General features: G+C 63.8%; 18 protein-coding genes. 9 read left to right on the forward strand and 9 right to left on the reverse strand.

The window, feature by feature from the left end; translation table 11 throughout:
* Positions 1-63 precede the first annotated feature (63 nt).
* Positions 64-684, forward strand: a complete 621-nt coding sequence (locus ACR0DA_RS12525) for a cytochrome P460 family protein (RefSeq protein WP_480754279.1) — start codon at positions 64-66, stop codon at positions 682-684.
* On the opposite strand, the gene ACR0DA_RS12530 is transcribed toward ACR0DA_RS12525, so the two are convergent.
* From ACR0DA_RS12530 to ACR0DA_RS12540, 3 genes are all read right to left on the reverse strand, one after another.
* Positions 666-2345 (reverse strand): U32 family peptidase, encoded by a 1680-nt coding sequence (locus ACR0DA_RS12530; RefSeq protein ID WP_480754281.1) that lies wholly within the window; start codon positions 2343-2345, stop codon positions 666-668. The two genes, ACR0DA_RS12525 and ACR0DA_RS12530, sit on opposite strands and share 19 nt — an antisense overlap.
* Before the next feature lie 84 nt (positions 2346-2429).
* Positions 2430-2774, reverse strand: coding sequence for a hypothetical protein (locus ACR0DA_RS12535; protein WP_093964205.1), 345 nt, complete (start codon positions 2772-2774; stop codon positions 2430-2432).
* Positions 2771-3700 carry a DnaJ C-terminal domain-containing protein gene (locus tag ACR0DA_RS12540; RefSeq protein WP_480754282.1) on the reverse strand — a complete coding sequence of 310 codons (930 nt, stop codon included), beginning with the start codon at positions 3698-3700 and terminating at the stop codon, positions 2771-2773. The genes ACR0DA_RS12535 and ACR0DA_RS12540 overlap by 4 nt, the downstream gene beginning before the upstream one ends.
* Positions 3701-3879: 179 nt before the next feature.
* On the opposite strand from ACR0DA_RS12540, the gene ACR0DA_RS12545 reads away from it, so the two are divergent.
* Positions 3880-4263 carry a hypothetical protein gene (locus tag ACR0DA_RS12545; RefSeq protein ID WP_170600194.1) on the forward strand — a complete coding sequence of 128 codons (384 nt, stop codon included), beginning with the start codon at positions 3880-3882 and terminating at the stop codon, positions 4261-4263.
* Between the two features lie 3 nt (positions 4264-4266).
* Here the strand turns inward: ACR0DA_RS12545 and ACR0DA_RS12550 are convergent, their stop codons facing one another.
* Both ACR0DA_RS12550 and ACR0DA_RS12555 read right to left on the reverse strand, forming a co-directional pair.
* A complete protein-coding gene (locus ACR0DA_RS12550; RefSeq protein ID WP_480754284.1) occupies positions 4267-5373 on the reverse strand; it encodes a cystathionine gamma-lyase in 1107 nt (368 codons plus the stop codon).
* Positions 5374-5376: 3 nt separating this feature from the next.
* The gene (locus ACR0DA_RS12555; protein WP_093964208.1) at positions 5377-6219 is read right to left on the reverse strand and encodes an LOG family protein; all 843 of its coding nucleotides are present in this window, start codon (positions 6217-6219) and stop codon (positions 5377-5379) included.
* A 79-nt stretch (positions 6220-6298) separates the two neighbouring features.
* Between ACR0DA_RS12555 and ACR0DA_RS12560 the strand changes: the two genes are divergently transcribed.
* From ACR0DA_RS12560 to dapD, 3 genes are all read left to right on the forward strand, one after another.
* Positions 6299-7216, forward strand: a complete 918-nt coding sequence (locus tag ACR0DA_RS12560) for a threonine/serine dehydratase (protein WP_480754286.1) — start codon at positions 6299-6301, stop codon at positions 7214-7216.
* A gap of 45 nt (positions 7217-7261) precedes the next feature.
* A complete protein-coding gene (locus ACR0DA_RS12565) occupies positions 7262-7861 on the forward strand; it encodes a GntR family transcriptional regulator (RefSeq protein WP_093964210.1) in 600 nt (199 codons plus the stop codon).
* A gap of 119 nt (positions 7862-7980) precedes the next feature.
* Positions 7981-8808 carry a 2,3,4,5-tetrahydropyridine-2,6-dicarboxylate N-succinyltransferase gene (gene dapD, locus ACR0DA_RS12570; RefSeq protein WP_149775516.1) on the forward strand — a complete coding sequence of 276 codons (828 nt, stop codon included), beginning with the start codon at positions 7981-7983 and terminating at the stop codon, positions 8806-8808.
* A 72-nt stretch (positions 8809-8880) separates the two neighbouring features.
* On the opposite strand, the gene ACR0DA_RS12575 is transcribed toward dapD, so the two are convergent.
* Positions 8881-9312 carry a GFA family protein gene (locus ACR0DA_RS12575; protein WP_480754288.1) on the reverse strand — a complete coding sequence of 144 codons (432 nt, stop codon included), beginning with the start codon at positions 9310-9312 and terminating at the stop codon, positions 8881-8883.
* 136 nt (positions 9313-9448) lie between these two features.
* Between ACR0DA_RS12575 and ACR0DA_RS12580 the strand changes: the two genes are divergently transcribed.
* On the forward strand, positions 9449-9796 hold the full coding sequence (locus tag ACR0DA_RS12580) for a hypothetical protein (RefSeq protein WP_170370135.1): 348 nt from the start codon (positions 9449-9451) through the stop codon (positions 9794-9796).
* Here ACR0DA_RS12580 and ACR0DA_RS12585 read toward each other — a convergent pair.
* Positions 9793-10851, reverse strand: coding sequence for a transporter substrate-binding domain-containing protein (locus ACR0DA_RS12585; protein ID WP_170370133.1), 1059 nt, complete (start codon positions 10849-10851; stop codon positions 9793-9795). The two genes, ACR0DA_RS12580 and ACR0DA_RS12585, sit on opposite strands and share 4 nt — an antisense overlap.
* Positions 10852-11051: 200 nt before the next feature.
* Here ACR0DA_RS12585 and dapE point away from each other — a divergent pair, with 200 nt between their 5' ends.
* Positions 11052-12191 (forward strand): succinyl-diaminopimelate desuccinylase, encoded by a 1140-nt coding sequence (dapE, locus tag ACR0DA_RS12590; RefSeq protein WP_170600186.1) that lies wholly within the window; start codon positions 11052-11054, stop codon positions 12189-12191.
* 65 nt (positions 12192-12256) lie between these two features.
* Entirely contained in the window at positions 12257-14521 is a 2265-nt protein-coding gene (gene rnr / locus ACR0DA_RS12595) for a ribonuclease R (RefSeq protein ID WP_480754290.1), read from the forward strand.
* Here the strand turns inward: rnr and ACR0DA_RS12600 are convergent.
* A complete protein-coding gene (locus tag ACR0DA_RS12600; RefSeq protein WP_170372949.1) occupies positions 14512-14898 on the reverse strand; it encodes a DUF1801 domain-containing protein in 387 nt (128 codons plus the stop codon). The two genes, rnr and ACR0DA_RS12600, sit on opposite strands and share 10 nt — an antisense overlap.
* Positions 14895-15593, reverse strand: coding sequence for a glutathione S-transferase family protein (locus ACR0DA_RS12605; RefSeq protein WP_093964218.1), 699 nt, complete (start codon positions 15591-15593; stop codon positions 14895-14897). The genes ACR0DA_RS12600 and ACR0DA_RS12605 overlap by 4 nt, the downstream gene beginning before the upstream one ends.
* 82 nt (positions 15594-15675) lie before the next feature.
* Here ACR0DA_RS12605 and ACR0DA_RS12610 point away from each other — a divergent pair, with 82 nt between their 5' ends.
* The gene (locus tag ACR0DA_RS12610) at positions 15676-16389 is read left to right on the forward strand and encodes a helix-turn-helix transcriptional regulator (RefSeq protein WP_170600180.1); all 714 of its coding nucleotides are present in this window, start codon (positions 15676-15678) and stop codon (positions 16387-16389) included.
* The last annotated feature ends 49 nt before the right edge of the window (positions 16390-16438 follow it).

Consider the following 16438-nt stretch of genomic DNA (forward strand, 5'->3'; position numbering starts at 1 on the left):
CGCTCATATTTGTCGGGGAAATCTGCGGAATTCAGGCAAGCCTTGAACAGGGTGGGCCAATACATGAACGCACTGACGAAACTGTCCACGATCTGCATGACCGCCGCGTTGGTGGCATCGGGCGTCGCCATTGCATGGGCGCAATCCAACGAGACCGAGGCGCATCTGGCGATCGAGAATCCGGCGGACCTGAGCAAAGAGGACGCGCAGCAGCATTATCGCGCCCTCAGGAAACAGATGGATCGCGGCTATGCCACCGCGCATCTGGATCAACTGATGAACTATCAGAACTGGCCATTGTTCAACGACGCGCCGTACCTGTCGGCCACGCATGGGCAACGCTACGTCAACAGCTATGCCAACCGGATGGCCCACAATTACGGCACGTTGCAACCGTGGGATAAGCTGCCCGTGGGCTCGGTCTTGGCCAAGGACAGCATGACCGTCACGGATGAGGGCAGGGTACATCCCGGCGCTCTTTTCGTGATGGAGAAATTGCCCGAAGACACCAGCCCTGACACCGCCGACTGGCGCTATGTCATGGTGATGCCCGACGGGTCGCTGTTTGGCGACACGATGGGGGATCGCGCGGGGGCGGTTGCCTATTGCCATGACTGCCACGAAGCGGTGGCCGACCGCGACTATACGTTCTTCGTGCCCGAGGATTACCGCGTCGGCAACTGATCGCGGGCCGCGTCACCGGGTAGTTTCAGGGAGGCGGCCTCGCGCCGGCTGAGCTGTTCCCCCTGCTTGCGTTTCGACAGAACCTCGCGCGCCAGGGCGTATTTGTCATCCTGCCAGAAGATCAGGCAGCCGTTGCACCCCTTGCCGCAACAGCCCTCGGTGCCCACGCGGTTGGTCTTGAACCGGCGCTCGGTGCCGTCTTGGCCGATCTTCTCCACCAGCTCGTCCCGGCGGCGGGCATAGGCGGCTGGATTGTCGCGCCCCGAGGTTTCCAAGCCCTGCACCAGCTTGTCAAAACGGATGCGGCTCCAATGTTCGTCGGTCAGGGCGCGCTCCTTGCGCAGGACCGAATATACCGGGAAACGGGCGCGCAGGTCGTCGGGGTCTTCGTGATCGAACAGGGCAAACGGCAGGCGGATCACGGTTTTCGTGCTGCCATGCACCACGTCCAGCTTGGCGCCGTCACTGGCGCGTTCAAATTCGTAGACGCGCAGCAGGACCGTCTCGCGCGAGATGGGCGAGACGAAATCCAGCACGTCGCCGGGTTCAAGCTTGTTCTTCACTTCGACCAGGAAGGCATCCTCGGTCACGTCGGTCACCAGTCCGGCATATTCCCATTGGGCGATGGTCGCGGTGTGTTCGTAATCATGCGCGTAATTGGTCAGCCGCCCCTCGTGAAAGGCCAGCGTGTAGCCGCGGTTTCCCACGGCCTCCAACTCGCGCATGTACGGCTTCGGGTCCCAGTTCTCGGGGTCGGCATAGTAATCGTCGATGGCCATGCGATAGGCGCGCGCGACGATGGCGGCGTAGTATTCCGACTTGCCGCGCCCCTCGACCTTGAGGCTGTCGACGCCGATCTTCAGATATTCGTCCAGCTTGGGCATGATGCACAGATCGCGCGAATTGAGGATGTACGAGCCGCGACCGTCCTCTTCGATCGGCATCAGTTCACCCGGGCGGCAGCCTTCTTCCAGCAGGAATTCGAACAGGTCGGCGTTTTCTTCGGTGATCCGAAGTTCCTGATGGGTGCCGTCCTTCAGGCGCAGCTTCAGCGCATAGTTCCAGCGGCAGGAATTGGCGCAGTTGCCCTGGTTGGCGCCGCGTTCCGCCATGAAGTTCGACAGCAGGCAGCGGCCCGAATAGGTCATGCACATGGCGCCGTGCACGAAAGCCTCAAGTCGGATGTCGGGGCATTTCTCGCGGATTTCCACCAGTTCGGGGTAGGAAACCTCGCGCGCCAGCACCACCAGCTCCGCCCCCTGATCCTGCCAGAACTTCACCGACAGCCACGAACAGATATTCGCCTGGGTCGAGATATGCAGCGGCAGTTCGGGCGCGCGGTCGCGCACGTACTGGAACACGCCGGGGTCGGCGATGATCAACCCGTCGGGCCGTACCTTGCGCACGGTGTCGATGTATTCATCCAGCTTGGGGATGTCCTTGTTGTGCGAGAAAAGGTTCAGCGTCAGATAGGCGCGCCGGCCATGCGCGTGGCAGAACTTGACCCCTTCGATCACCTCGTCCAGCGAAAACTCGGACTTGGTGCGCAGGGACATGTCGGGCGTGCCCAGATACACCGCATCCGCGCCGTACAGGATGGCCAGTTTCAGCTTGCGCAGATTGCCCGCAGGCATCAGCAATTCCGATTTGGTCCGTGTCATCGCAGCACCCGGTTCTGAATCGATGGCGCCTTCTAAGGCAAAACCACCGAGTCCAGAAGGGCAAACCGGCTTTGCACGCAGGCCCTAGCTGCGGCGGAACCGCGCTGTTCCGATCCGTTCGACCAGCTGGCTGCGCACCGGGTCGGGTTGGGCGTCGATGGCGCGCAGCACCTCGCGCAGTTCGGCCCGCAGGCCGTGCATCTGGTCGATCAGCGACAGCACCATCGACAGGGCGTCGGGCTCCATCTCGTACTGGTCGTCCAGCTCGCAGGCCAGTTGCAGGCGCGCCATGTCCAGCCGCTCGTAGACCAGCCCCTGGTCGGACTGGCGCGGGATCACGATCCGGGCGGACAGGAACCGGGACAACCGCTCGGACGTCAGGTTCTGGACGGCTTCGATCAGTTCGGCTTCGGTCAGAGAACGGGTCATGCCGGCATTCCTTTCCGCGGGTCATAGCTGTGCGACTTGCGCCAGTTCTGCATGAACTGCTTCAGCTCGTCATCGATCTTGTCGGGCATCACCACGCTCAGCTCGATCAGCTGGTCGCCCCGTTTGTCCGAGCCGCGTTTCCTGACGCCTTTGCCTCGCAGGCGCAAGGTCTTGCCGCTGCTGGTGCCCTCGGGCACGGTCACGTTCACGCGGCCGTCGATCGTGGGCGCGGGGACCTTGCCGCCCAGAACGGCCTCGTCGATGGTGATCGACAGGGTGATGCGGATGTCGTCGCCCTCGCGCTTGAACACCGGGTGTTCGGCCACGTGGATCGTGACCAGCGCGTCGCCCGGCGGCCCCTCGCCATAGCCCGGCGCGCCCTTGCCACGCAGGCGGATGGTCTGGCCGTCGGTGATGCCGGCGGGGATCTTCACCTCGATCCGGTCGCCATTGGGCAGGGTCAACTTTTGCGTGGCACCAAAGACCGCGTCCAGGAAGCTGATCTGCAGGCTGTAGTTCACATTGTGACCGGGCGCATGAAACTCGCGCGCACGCCCCCCGCTGAAGCCACCGTTGCCACGGTTGCCGAAGAACTGGGCAAAGATGTCGGACATGTCATCGTCCTCAACCCCGCCACCCGCGCGATAGGGGTTGCCCGCGGTTTCCGCGTATTCGCGGTAGTATTGCTGCTGCGGGCGTTCCTGACCCGAAGCGTCGATCTCGCCCCGGTCGAATTTTGCCCGGGTTTCGGGGTCCTTCAGCAGGTCATAGGCTGCGGCGGCGGCCTTGAACTTGGCCTCGGCCTTGGCGTCCCCGGGCTTGAGGTCCGGGTGGCAGTCCTTGGCGATGCGCCGGTAGGCTTTCTTGATTTCGGCGGCACTGGCGTCTTTCGAGACGCCCAACACCGAATATGGATTGTCGCTCATATATCTCTCGTTTCTGATGGGTTTCGCCAGTGGATGTTGTTGGCAGTTAACCTTTCAGATTGTGCCGTGTCATGGAATTTCAACAGGACCGAATACCGAGGAGATTGAATTTTCTCGAAAAATTCCGGCATCCTGATAGTATCCGCATGTTTCGAACTGTTGCGGATGGAGTCTAACGCATGTCACGCAGAATCAAGTCGGCCCTGGCCCTGTTGGCGGGCAATGCCATCGGTCTGTTGCTGGCCAGCCTGTTGCTGACCGGCTTTTCGATCAAGCCGGTATCGTTCATCGTGGTGGTGATCGTGTTCACCCTGGTTCAGGTCGTGGCCGAGCCATTGATCTTGAAGATCGGGGAAAAGAACGTGCCGGCGCTGAAGGGCGGCATCGCGCTGGTGGTCACCTTCGTGGGCCTGCTGATCACCGATCTTATCGCCGCAGGGCTGACCGTGGGCGGTGTCTCGAACCTGCTGGCGGCGACGCTACTGGTGTGGCTGGGCGCCCTGATCGCCGGGGTTCTGCTGCCGATCTACGTCTTCACCGAACTGCGCGAACCCAAGAAATAGGGCCTAGGACAGCGCACTAAGGCTGTCTTTAAGGGCCTGCCACAGCTCGTCCACCGGTTCGCACCCGACCGACAGGCGCACGAAGCCGGGATCGACCTGATCCCCCCAGCGCGCGCGCCGCTCGGCCGAGCTGTGCACGCCACCAAAGGACGTGGCAGGCCGCAACAGCGGGCAGCCATTGATGAACCGTTCGGCCTGGCCTTCCGAGGCCAGCGTGATCGTCAGCAGAAAACCGAACCGCGCAGTCTGTTTGCGAGCCAGATCGTGCGACGGGTCCGACGGCAGGCCGGGATAGCGGATCTGCGTGACCGCCGGATGATCGGCCAGCCGTTCGGCCAGAACCTGCGCCGAGTTGCACATGCGGTCGAACCGGACGTCCAGCGTCTCCAATCCGCGATGCAGCAACCAGGCTTCATGCGGGCCTGGGATCGCGCCCGAGACGCGGCGCCATTCCTCGACCCGTTCCATGATCTGGGCATCGCGGCTGGCCACGTGGCCCATCAGCAGGTCGGAGTGTCCGGCCATCGCCTTGGTGTCCGAGGCGACGAGGATGTCGATGCCCAGGTCCAGCGGGCGCTGTCCCAGCGGGGTCAGCGTCGTGTTGTCGGCGATGGTGATGCCACCCGCGGCGCGCACGTCGCGGGCCACCTGCGCCAGGTCGATCATGTCGAGCCCGGGGTTGGACGGGCTTTCGACGAAGACAACATCGAACCCGTCGAACCCGCCCTGCGCAAATGCGGTCGTGGGGCGCTCTTCGACCGACACGCCAAGTGGGGCGAGGAACCGGTCGGCCAGCAGGCGGGTGACATAATACCCATCCGACGGGATCAGGATGCGCGACCCCGCCCGCACGGTGGCGAACAGTGCAGCCGAAATTGCACCCATGCCGGACGGAAAAGTCAGGCAGGGTGCGTCTTCGAGATGCGCCAGCACATGCTCGACCTGTGTCCAGGTCGGGTTGTCCACCCGGCCATAGGTCGGGTGACCGTCCGGCGCGCCGGGCAGGTGGAACATGCTGCTTTGGGTCAGCGGCAAGGCCACCGGTTCGCCTTTGCTCAGGGCATTGCCGCGCAGATGCAGCATCTCACCGGTCTTGGGTGGGGTCGCCATCGCTCAACGTCCCGGAATGTCGTCACGCGGCGGGGCGGGTTCCCAGCGCTCGATGATGTCGACCGCCTCCTGCGCGGTATCGACAAAGCGGAACAGGTCCAGATCCTCTTCGGAAATGGTCCCGGCATCGGCCAGCGCTTCCCAATTGATCACCCGCTCCCAGAACTCGCGCCCGAACAGCAGGAACGGCACGCGCTCCATCCGGCCGGTCTGGATCAGGGTGAGGGACTCAAACAACTCATCCATCGTGCCGAATCCGCCGGGGAAGATGGTGATCGCACGGGCGCGCATCAGGAAATGCATCTTGCGTATGGCGAAATAGTGGAAATTGAAGCTCAGCTCAGGGGTGACATAGGCATTGGGCGCCTGCTCGTGCGGCAGCACGATGTTCAGCCCGATCGAGCAGCCACCGGCATCCTTGGCGCCGCGATTTCCGGCCTCCATCACGCCGGGGCCACCGCCGGTGACGATGACGTTCTCGCGGCACCCGCTTTGCTTGGATTTCTCGGTCATCAGCCGGGCGAATTCGCGCGCCTCGTCATAGTATTGCGACAGACCGGCCAGCGTGGCCGTCCGGGCGCTGTCCTTTTTGGCTGGTTCCGGGATTCGCGCGCCGCCGAACATCACGATGGTCGACGTGATCTGGCGTTCGGCCATGATCATTTCGGGCTTCAGCAGTTCCAGTTGCAGACGAACGGGCCGCAGTTCCTCGCGGCAGAGGAAATCGTCATCGGCAAAGGCCAGCCGGTACGAGGGCGAGCGTGTCTGCGGCGTGTCGGGGACTTCGCTTGCGGTCGAGCGGTCGGTATGCGCATCGCGGAAAGGGCTGAGGCGGTCTTCTCTCATTGCTGGGGGTTCCCTGCTTGCGTGTTTTTCAAACAGCTATAGGGTTCGCGGGCAGAGTGCCAGTCACGGAAAGACGAGAATGGATTGGAAGACGGAAATTTCGGCCGCAGCCGAACGCATCAATGGCCACGCGCAGGTGACACCGGTCATGACAAGCGACGCGCTGGGACTGGCGCAGCCGGTCGAGATGAAGCTGGAGCATTTCCAGCACACCGGCAGTTTCAAGGCGCGCGGGGCGTTCAACACGTTGCTCAGCCTCGATGTGCCGGCGGCAGGGGTCGTGGCGGCATCGGGTGGGAACCACGGTGCGGCTGCGGCCTATGCCGCGCAGGCGCTGGGCCATCCGGCCAAGATCTTCGTGCCCGAAATGGCCGGCCCGTCCAAAATTGCTCTGATCGAACGGATCGGCGCGGATCTGAGCGTGGTGCCGGGTGAATACGCAAACGCCCTGGCGCTGGCGCGTGAACACGAAGATCGAACAGGTGCGATGCAGATCCATGCCTATGATGCGCCGGCCACCGTGGCCGGGCAGGGCACCTGTTTTGCCGAATGGGACAGCCAGGGCCTGCAGGCCGATACCGTATTGGTGGCAGTGGGCGGCGGCGGGCTGATCGCGGGCGCGTTGGCCTGGTTTCAGGGCGCGCGCAAGGTCGTTGCGGTCGAGCCGGAAACCTCATGTGCCTTGAACGCGGCGTTGCAGGCCGGAGCGCCCGTGGATGTGTCCGTTTCCGGCATAGCCGCCAACGCGCTGGGTGCGCGGCGGATCGGCGACATCTGTTTCGGGCTGGCGCAGGGGATGACGTCGGTGCTGGTCAGCGATGACGCGATCGCCGAGGCGCAACAGCGCCTGTGGCAGGCGCATCGCATTCTGGTCGAGCCGGCGGGCGCGACGGCCCTGGCGGCCTTGACCTCGGGCGTCTACACGCCGGAACCGGGCGAACGGGTCGCGGTTCTGGTCTGCGGGGGCAATATCGCACCTGACCCTCTGACCGCCTGAATTTGCGCCTTGAGGCCCGAGCCTTGGGATTATAGATAAAATCCCATGACCGCCACGATCGCAGATTCCATCTATGACCGGCTCAGCCAGCGCATCATCACGGGCGAGCTGCCCGCGGGTGAGAAACTGCGGCAGGACCATATCGCGCGGGCGTTCGACACCAGCCATGTCCCGGTGCGCGAGGCGCTGTTGCGGCTTCAGGCGCATGGCCTGGCCCACAGCGAACCACGGCGCGGCATGCGCGTCACCGCGTTGGACCCGGCCGAGGTGCGCGAGGTGATCGAGATGCGCGTGGCCCTGGAATCGCTGGCCCTGCAACATGCGATCCAGAATTTGACACCGGCGGATCTCAAGGCGGCCGACAAGGCCCGCATCGCCTGCGACGAGGCGCAGGACATGCCCACATGGGAAACCCGGAACCGCGCCTTTCATCGGGCGATTCTGACACCCTGCGCGCGGCCGCGCCTGCTGCATACGATCGACGATCTGCATATCGCCAGCGCCCGCCATCTGTTCGCCCATTGGCGTCACCGCTGGGTCCAGCGGAAAGACACCGACCACGCCGCCATCGTGCAGGCGATGAAGCGCCGGGATACCGCCACGGCCACAGCGATTCTGGTGCGCCATATCCGCCGCGCCAGCTGAGACCGACGGGTTTTCGCGCCGGGTGGCCGCAAACGGCTCCGCCAACGTCGCATTGCGCATTGGCCCCGGCTTTCATATAGGCAACACCAACCAAACGAGAGTCAGCACGGAGTTACCCCATGTCCAACGCCCAACTGGAAACCGCCATCGAGGCCGCATGGGAGGCCCGCGACACGATCACGCCCGCCACCACCGGTGAACAGCGCGAAGCGATCGAGGACACGCTGAACGCGCTGGACAGCGGCACGCTGCGGGTCGCCGAGAAGCAGGCCGATGGCAGCTGGCATGTGAACCAGTGGGCCAAGAAGGCGGTTCTGCTGGGCTTTCGCATCAAGGACATGGAAATTCAGTCCGGCGGCCCGCAGGGCGGCGGCTGGTGGGACAAGGTCGACAGCAAATTCGCCGGCTGGGGTGAAAACCAGTGGCGCGCGGCCGGTTTCCGCGCGGTGCCCAACTGCGTGGTTCGGAAGTCGGCCTATATCGCGCCGGGCGTGGTGCTGATGCCGTCTTTCGTGAACCTCGGCGCCTATGTGGACGAAGGCACGATGGTCGATACCTGGGCCACCGTCGGGTCCTGCGCGCAGATCGGCAAGAACGTGCACCTGTCGGGCGGCGTCGGCATCGGCGGCGTGCTGGAACCCATGCAGGCCGGCCCGACCATCATCGAGGACAACTGCTTCATCGGCGCGCGCTCCGAGGTGGTCGAGGGCTGCATCATCCGCGAGGGCTCGGTTCTGGGCATGGGCGTCTATATCGGCCAGTCCACCAAGATCGTCGACCGCGAGTCGGGCGAGGTGTTCTATGGCGAGGTGCCGCCCTATTCGGTGGTGGTGTCCGGTTCGATGCCGTCAAAGAACGGGATCAACCTGTACTGTGCGGTGATCGTGAAGCGGGTGGATGAAAAGACCCGCTCGAAGACCGGGATCAACGAGCTGCTGCGCGATTGATCGCAGGCATTGTTCAAAGTTCCAAAGGTCGCGGCTCTGGTCCGCGGCCTTTTTTGTTCGGCAGGGTCGGACCTATCCCGTCGTGTAGTCGGCGAGATCCTCGGGCGCGTGCAGCAGGGTGCCGTCGTATTTCGGCAAGTCATCGCGCAGATCCAGCCAGGGCAGCTTGCTTTGATAGTTGACGTGAAAGGTTGGCGCAAAGTCCGAAGGGTCTTCCAACGAGGCCGCGTACAGGTGCATCCCGCCCTCATAGTGGTCGGCCTCGAACCCCATCGGAGAGCCACAGGTTGCGCAGAAATGTCGCTGAACGCCTTTCGAACTGGCGAAAATACGGGGAGTTGCGGCGGTCCATCGGAAATTGCGCAACGGTACGCCCAACCACGCGACCACGGGCGCGGCGCAGTTGCGGCGGCAATCGTCACAATGGCAATAGCAGCTCCAGCTCTCGGCGCCCACAAACTCCCAGCGGGTTTCGCCGCACAGGCAGCGGCCGCGTTTGGTCATGATGTCCTCCGTCGTTTTGCGGAACCAGTCTGACCGGATGGTGGGCCTGAGCGCGTCAAAAAACGACACGGCATCCGGGAACCGCGTCCAGCTGCCATGCTTGACCATCGACCGGCCCCCGGCTAAGGCCCACGGCATGGAAAAGCAAAAGAAACCCTCGCGCCAGCAGGTCTATACTCTGTTGGTTCAGATTGGCCGCAAGGATGGCGACGGCCTGCCCGAAGGCGCCACCGGCGCGGCGCTTATGTGCTATGCCAGCGGAGTGGACGAGGCCGAGGCCGTGCGCGAAACCGTGGCCATTCTGAAACAGGCCGATACGGCTCCACTGGACGTAACCGGCTATGGCACCCTGGCCGAGCGCGAGGCGCAGGGGCACGAGATCGACCCCGACGAACGCGCTCTGATGCAGAGGGCGCTTGAGGAAAACGCGGTTATTGTTGCGCAGATGACGCCCTTCTTCGGCGACAAGCCCGAAAGCGCCTAGCGGCGCGTGCCGAACCACTTGCGATAGATCTGGTCATAGGTGCCATCTTCCCGGAGGCCCAGAAGCGCCTGGTTCACATCCTCGACCAGAGGTGACCCGGTCGGGAAGACGATACCGTAATTCTCGCGCAGGAAGACGCCGCCGGTCATTGCCGCAATCTTGCGGCCTTCATGTGCGGCGAAATACGACAGGATCGGCGCGTCGAACACGACGGCATCCAGGTCCCCATCCTTGAACGCGGTCAACATGCTGTCCAGGTCTTCGTACCCGGTGAATTCGACCTCGCGCCGGTTCAGAAAACTGGCGGCGGTCGAACCCGAGATTGTCCCGACCTGCTTGCCGTACAGATCATTGACCGAGTTGATGTTGCTGGTGATCGCATCCACCGTCATGACCGAGGTGATCCTTGCGGTGAAAACCGACACGATGAACAGCGAGGATACGACCAGGATCACACCCAGAATTCGCCCGAATGGGGTCCGGGGCATCCGCTCTTCAAAGCCGCCATTGACCACCAGGTTCAACGCCCACCAGAAGGACGGGAACCAGGCCTCGTTCAAGTCGCGGTCGAAATAGGGTTGGGATCGGCGTTCGAACCCCCACATCAGCATGCCGCCACCCAGCAGGATGGCAAAGGCCAGCCCGATGGCGATGAACAGCTCGCGTGACAGCAGCGCCTGCATCAAGGACGGGCTGCGCGCCGCGTCTGATGGTACCATGATCTGAAGGCCCGCTTCGAAAATCGGTTGGCTAAAATCCATCCGGGCTTCTCGGCCTGCGGTGATCGAAATATTCGCGATCGCCATGTCGGCTTCGCGGTTTTCGACCGCCGACAGCATGTCCCCGAACGCATCGACACGAACGACCGTGTATTCCCAATCCAGTTCTTCAGCCAGCGCGGCCAGCAGGTCCATTGAGAAGCCGGTGTCCTCGCCCTCATCCACATACGAGAACGGAGGACGCTCCACCGTCGTGACCGTCAGAGTTTCGGCTTGGCTGTGTTGTGCAAAGACCGCGAAGGTCAGGCAGATCAATGCGAAAAGGGCGCGCGTCATGGCTGGTTCACCTGTTTCGCGGCGCTCTAGCGCAATTTGCCATGGCGCGGCAAGGTCGTCGCGAGGTCATCGACCGGGATTTCTTTTTGCCGTTTTTTCGGGCTGGGCGACCGGAAAACCGCCGATCGGGGTTGGCATTGCGGCCAATTCGTTGAATCTGTGCGTGAACCCACATCCTGCCGACCCTGCGAGGCCCCTGAATGTCCGACCCTGTCCAGTTGACCGCAGACCTGATCCGTTGCCCCTCGGTCACACCCGAGGAGGGCGGGGCGCTGGTTCTGCTGGAAGATATCCTGACGCAGGCCGGTTTCACCTGCGCGCGGGTGGACCGCGGCGGCGTCTGCAACCTGTTCGCCCGGTGGGGCGACAAGGGGCATGCGCGCAGTTTCGGGTTCAACGGGCATACCGACGTGGTGCCGGTGGGCGACGAGGCCGCATGGACCCGCCCGCCGTTCGGCGCGGAAATACATGATGGCATTCTGTACGGTCGGGGCGCGACCGACATGAAATCGGGGGTGGCGGCCTTTGTCGCGGCCGCGGTGGATTTCGTGCGCGACACCCCGCCCGACGGGGCGATCATCCTGACCATCACGGGGGACGAGGAAGGCGATGCGGTGGACGGCACCACCGCGCTGCTGGACTACATGCAGGCTCAGGACGAGCGGATGTCGGTCTGTCTGGTGGGCGAGCCGACCTGCCCCAACGAGATGGGCGAGATGATGAAGATCGGCCGCCGCGGGTCGATGACCGCGTGGTTCGAAGTGACGGGCGTGCAGGGCCATTCGGCCTATCCGCATCGCGCCAGAAACCCGCTGCCCGCGCTGGCGCGGCTGATGGATCGGCTGGCCAGTCACGAGCTGGATCGGGGGACGGACCATTTCGACGCCTCGACCCTGGCCGTGGTCACGATGGACACCGGCAACGCGGCCACCAACGTCATTCCGGCCCAGTGCCGTGGGGCGGTGAACATCCGGTTCAACGACCTGCATACAGGCACCAGCCTCAGCGACTGGTTGAAGGCGCAGGCGACCGACGTGGCGGCCGAGTTCGGCGTTCAGATCGACACGCGGATCAAGGTCTCGGGCGAAAGCTTTCTGACCCCTCCTGGGCCGCTGTCGGATCTGGTCGCCGGCGCGGTCGAAGCCGAGGCCGGCCGCCGGCCCGAGCTGTCCACCACCGGTGGCACCTCGGACGCGCGGTTCATCAAGGATCATTGCCCGGTGGTCGAGTTCGGCCTGGTCGGGCGCACCATGCATCAGGTGGACGAATCCGTCCCGGTCGAGCAGATCCGGCAGCTCAAGGCGATCTATGCCCGGATCCTGGCCGATTATTTCGCCTGAGCGATTGATGCGCCCGGCCACTTTTTGGTCATGACGCGGTCGTATCGGCGTGCTAGGCGGAAATCATGAAACGCATACCGACCAAGCAGGAGATCCTCGACTGGATCTCGGCGAACCCCACGCTCACCTCGAAACGCGACATTGCCAAGGCCTTTGGCATCAAGGGCGCGGACCGGATCGACCTGAAACGGATCCTCAAGGAGCTTGAGGCCGAGGGCCATCTGGAAAAGCGCAAGCGCAGCTATCGCGACCCGGACCGCCTGCCGCCGGTCAGCGTGCTGCAGGTCAAGGCGCCGAACGCCGACGGCGACCTGTTCGCGCGGCCGCTGGAATGGCATGGCGAAGGGGTCGAGCCGATCGTGCTGATCATTTCCCGCGCCAGCGACCCGGCGCTGGGCGAGGGTGACCGGATCTTGGCCCGGCTGACCCAGGTGCATGCAGAGGACCACAATTACGAGGCCCGCCTGATCCGCCGCATCGGCGCCAATCCGCGCCGGGTCGTGGGGATTTTCCGCAAGGGCGCCGAGGGCGGGCGCATCGTGCCCATCGACAAGGCCGGATCGACCGAATGGCTGGTGGCTGAAGACGCGGCGCTGGGCGCCAGGGATGGCGAACTGGTCGAGGCCGAGCAGGCGGGGCCGAAAAATCGTATGGGGCTGCCGCGTGCGCGTATCGTGGAACGTTTGGGCGATCCGTCCGCGCCCAAGGCGGTGTCGCTGATCGCGATCCACCAGCATGGCATCCCGGATGATTTTCCCGATGACGTGATCGCCGAGGCCGACCGGGCCAAGCCCGTCGGGCTGAAAGGGCGCGAGGATCTGCGGGACATCCCTCTGCTGACGATCGACCCATCGGACGCGCGCGACCATGACGACGCCTGCTATGCCCATACCGATGATGATCCGAAAAACCCGGGCGGCCACGTGATCTGGGTCGCCATTGCCGATGTGGCCGCCTATGTGCGCCCCGGCAGCGCGCTGGACCGCGAGGCGCGCAAGCGGGGCAATTCAACCTATTTCCCCGACCGCGTCGTGCCGATGCTGCCCGACCGTCTGTCGGGCGATCTGTGTTCGCTGCACGAAGGCGTGCCGCGCGCCTGTATCGCGGTGCGGATGCGGATCGATGCAAACGGCAACAAGATCGACCACCGCTTTGTGCGGGGGCTAATGCGCTCGGCCGCGTCTCTGCATTATGCCGAGGTGCAGGAGGCTATCGACGGCACCCCCAATGACCGAACCGGGCCGCTGCTGGAGAGCGTCCTGAAACCGCTCTATGCAGCCTACGGCGCGCTGAAGACGGCCCGCAACGAACGCCAGCCGCTGGATCTGGACCTGCCGGAACGCAAGATCGTGCTGAACGACAACGGCGAGGTCGAAAGCGTGGCCTTCCGCGAACGGCTGGATGCGCACCGTCTGATCGAGGAGTTCATGATCCTGGCCAACGTGGCCGCGGCCGAGACGCTGATCGCCAAGCGCAGCCCGCTGTTGTTCCGGGTGCACGAAGAACCCGCGCCCGAAAAGCTGGAAAGCCTGCGCGAGACGGCGCAGGCCGCTGGGCTGAACCTGGCCAAGGGACAGGTGCTGCAGACCCGTCACCTGAACGCGCTGTTGAATGCCGCCGCCGGCACCGAGGATGCCGAGCTGATCAATCTCAGCACCTTGCGGTCGATGGCGCAGGCCTATTACAGCCCCGAAAACTTTGGCCATTTCGGGCTGGCCCTGCGCAACTATGCGCATTTCACCTCGCCCATCCGCCGCTATGCCGACCTTATCGTGCACCGGGCGCTGATCTCGGCCCATGGCTGGGGCAAGGACGGGCTGACCGCCGACGAGATCGAGCGTCTGGAGGAGATCGCCACCCAAATTTCGGACACCGAGCGCCGCTCGATGATGGCCGAGCGCGACACGACCGACCGCTATCTGGCGGCCTATCTGAGCGAGCGCGTCGGCAACGAGTTCACCGGCCGCATCAGCGGCATCGCCCGGTTCGGGGCCTTCGTGAAGCTGGACGAAACCGGGGCCGACGGGCTGGTGCCGGTGCGGTCGCTGGGGCGCGAGTTTTTCCACTTCGACGCCGAGGCTGGCACCCTGATGGGAGCGGATACCGGCCTGACCATCGCCATCGGCCAGCGCGTCACCGTGCGCCTGACCGAGGCCACGCCGGTAACTGGCGGGCTGGAGTTGGAGCTGCTGTCAATCGAAGATCAGGCCATGCCGCGCGGCGGCGGTCGTGGCAAGTCGAGTCGTCCGACACGGCGCAAGGCGGTCAGCACCAAGCGCAAGAAGGACAAGATCAAACGCAAGGTCGAGCGCAAGCGCCGTCAGCGGTGATAGGTCAACGCCCGGGCGATCAGCCATTCATGCCTGACGGGGTCGATCTGTTCGATCCCGTCGAACAGGATGGCGCGATTGCCTTCAATCCTGTCAGCGTCAGGAAAGGCCGAGGTAAACTCACCGATAAGCCGGGTCTGGCAGTGGACAAACAGGGCAAACCGGGCAGAGGTGTGTCCACCCAGCCTGATGGTTGTTCCCTTGGGACTCAGATAGGCCGGTTGGCCCCATCGCAGAGCCTCGGTCACCAAAACCGCCGGTTGAAGTTCCTGCGCGGTGGCGAAGACCAGATCGCGCAGAGCCAGAGCGCCGCTTTTGGTGTCCGTGGCGAATGCCTCGTAGGCAGACGCCACCTTGGGGTCATCGAAAGGCCTCATGGCAGGGGGATCGCCTGTTCCATCCGGTCAACATAACTGTTCAGCAGCGTATCCTGTTTGATGCGCCGGGTCAGCCGGGTATCGGCCGGAGTGGCCCGCATCGCAGCCAGCATCGGGCCGACGCTGAGGTCGGCCGAAGTGGGGTGATCGCCCAAAAGATACGGGGCCTGCCACAGATAAGCTGAGATCGCCTCGAGGTCGCGTTCGACCCGTGCCATCCGTTCGGCCTCGGAGAAGCGCCCGATCCCTTGGGACCGAAGGCCTTTCAAGACCGATTTCCGGACCGAGTTCGAGATCGGGCGTCGGACGATTCGGGGAATCTCATAGAAGAAAGTGTCGCGCAGAACTGGCCAAACCTCGTCGTTGGCCCAGCGGTCCATGACAATCTGGAAGTACAAATGTTCCTCGGCCATGCGGATCAACGCACGGGACTGGCCCTTTTGCACATCGCTCAGGCCACGGTCGAATTCGGCGCCCTGCGCTTCCAACCAGTCGCGAATCTGGTCGCTGTCCGGCACCAGACGTTCGGGTGTGCGCAAAACCGGCAACTTGCTGTGCGGCATCTGACGCGGATCGACCATGTCCGAGCGGCGCCAATGCAGCCCGGCCAGCTGCAGCATATAGGCGGTTTTGACGCAAAAGGGGCTGGCGCTGAAAAGTCCGAAAGCGGAAGGGTAGGTAAGAAGGGTCAACATAATAGGCTCCGAAATTGGGGTGCCGCCGGTCTAACGCGGGCTAATGACAGTTTCTGTCATTAGGTTTAGATTGAATGACATCATGTCCCGCACCGCCCGACTGTTCCAATTGATGCAGGCCTTGCGGTCTGGCCCGTCGCCCAAGACCTCGGCGCAGTTGGCGCAGGATCTGGGGGTTTCTGCACGCACCGTGCATCGCGACATCGACGCTCTGCGTGGCCTCGGTGCAGTCATTGATGGCGAGGCCGGGTTCGGGTTCACCCTGATCGAAGACGCGACACTGCCGCCGCTGGGATTCACCGATGACGAGTTGGAGGCGCTGGTTCTTGGCCTGCGCGAAGTGCAACTGATCGGAGACCCGGCTCTGTCGGACGGGGCCGGTGCGGCGCTGCGCAAACTGCAGGGCCGGCTGCCCCACCGCCAGTCCCACCGCCTGAGCCACGCAGTGCTGACCGCCACCCGGTTCGACCGTCCTGCCGCGCCCGGCATCGAAGTTGCCGACCTGCGGCAGGCGGCGTGGGACGAGCGTGTGGTCGAGTTCGACTATACCGATGCGAAAGGTGACGACACCCAGCGCCGCGTGAGCCCACTGAGCATCGTGTACATGGATCATGCCAGCGTACTGCTCAGCTGGTGCCATCTGAGGCGGGATTTTCGCGTGTTTCGGTTGGACCGGATGCGCGCGATGTCCGTCACCCAGGACAGTTTCCGCCCCAACCGCGTGCCTTTGCTGCGAGAGGCGCTGGCCAAGATCCGGGCCGAGCGCGAAGCAAAAGATCAAGAGAGACAGTCCTGAGCGCTTTGTGATTTGCGCAATCTGGGGTACCCTGTCTGCGAGCAGTAAT

The organism is Ruegeria sp. CI8, from assembly GCF_056536865.1.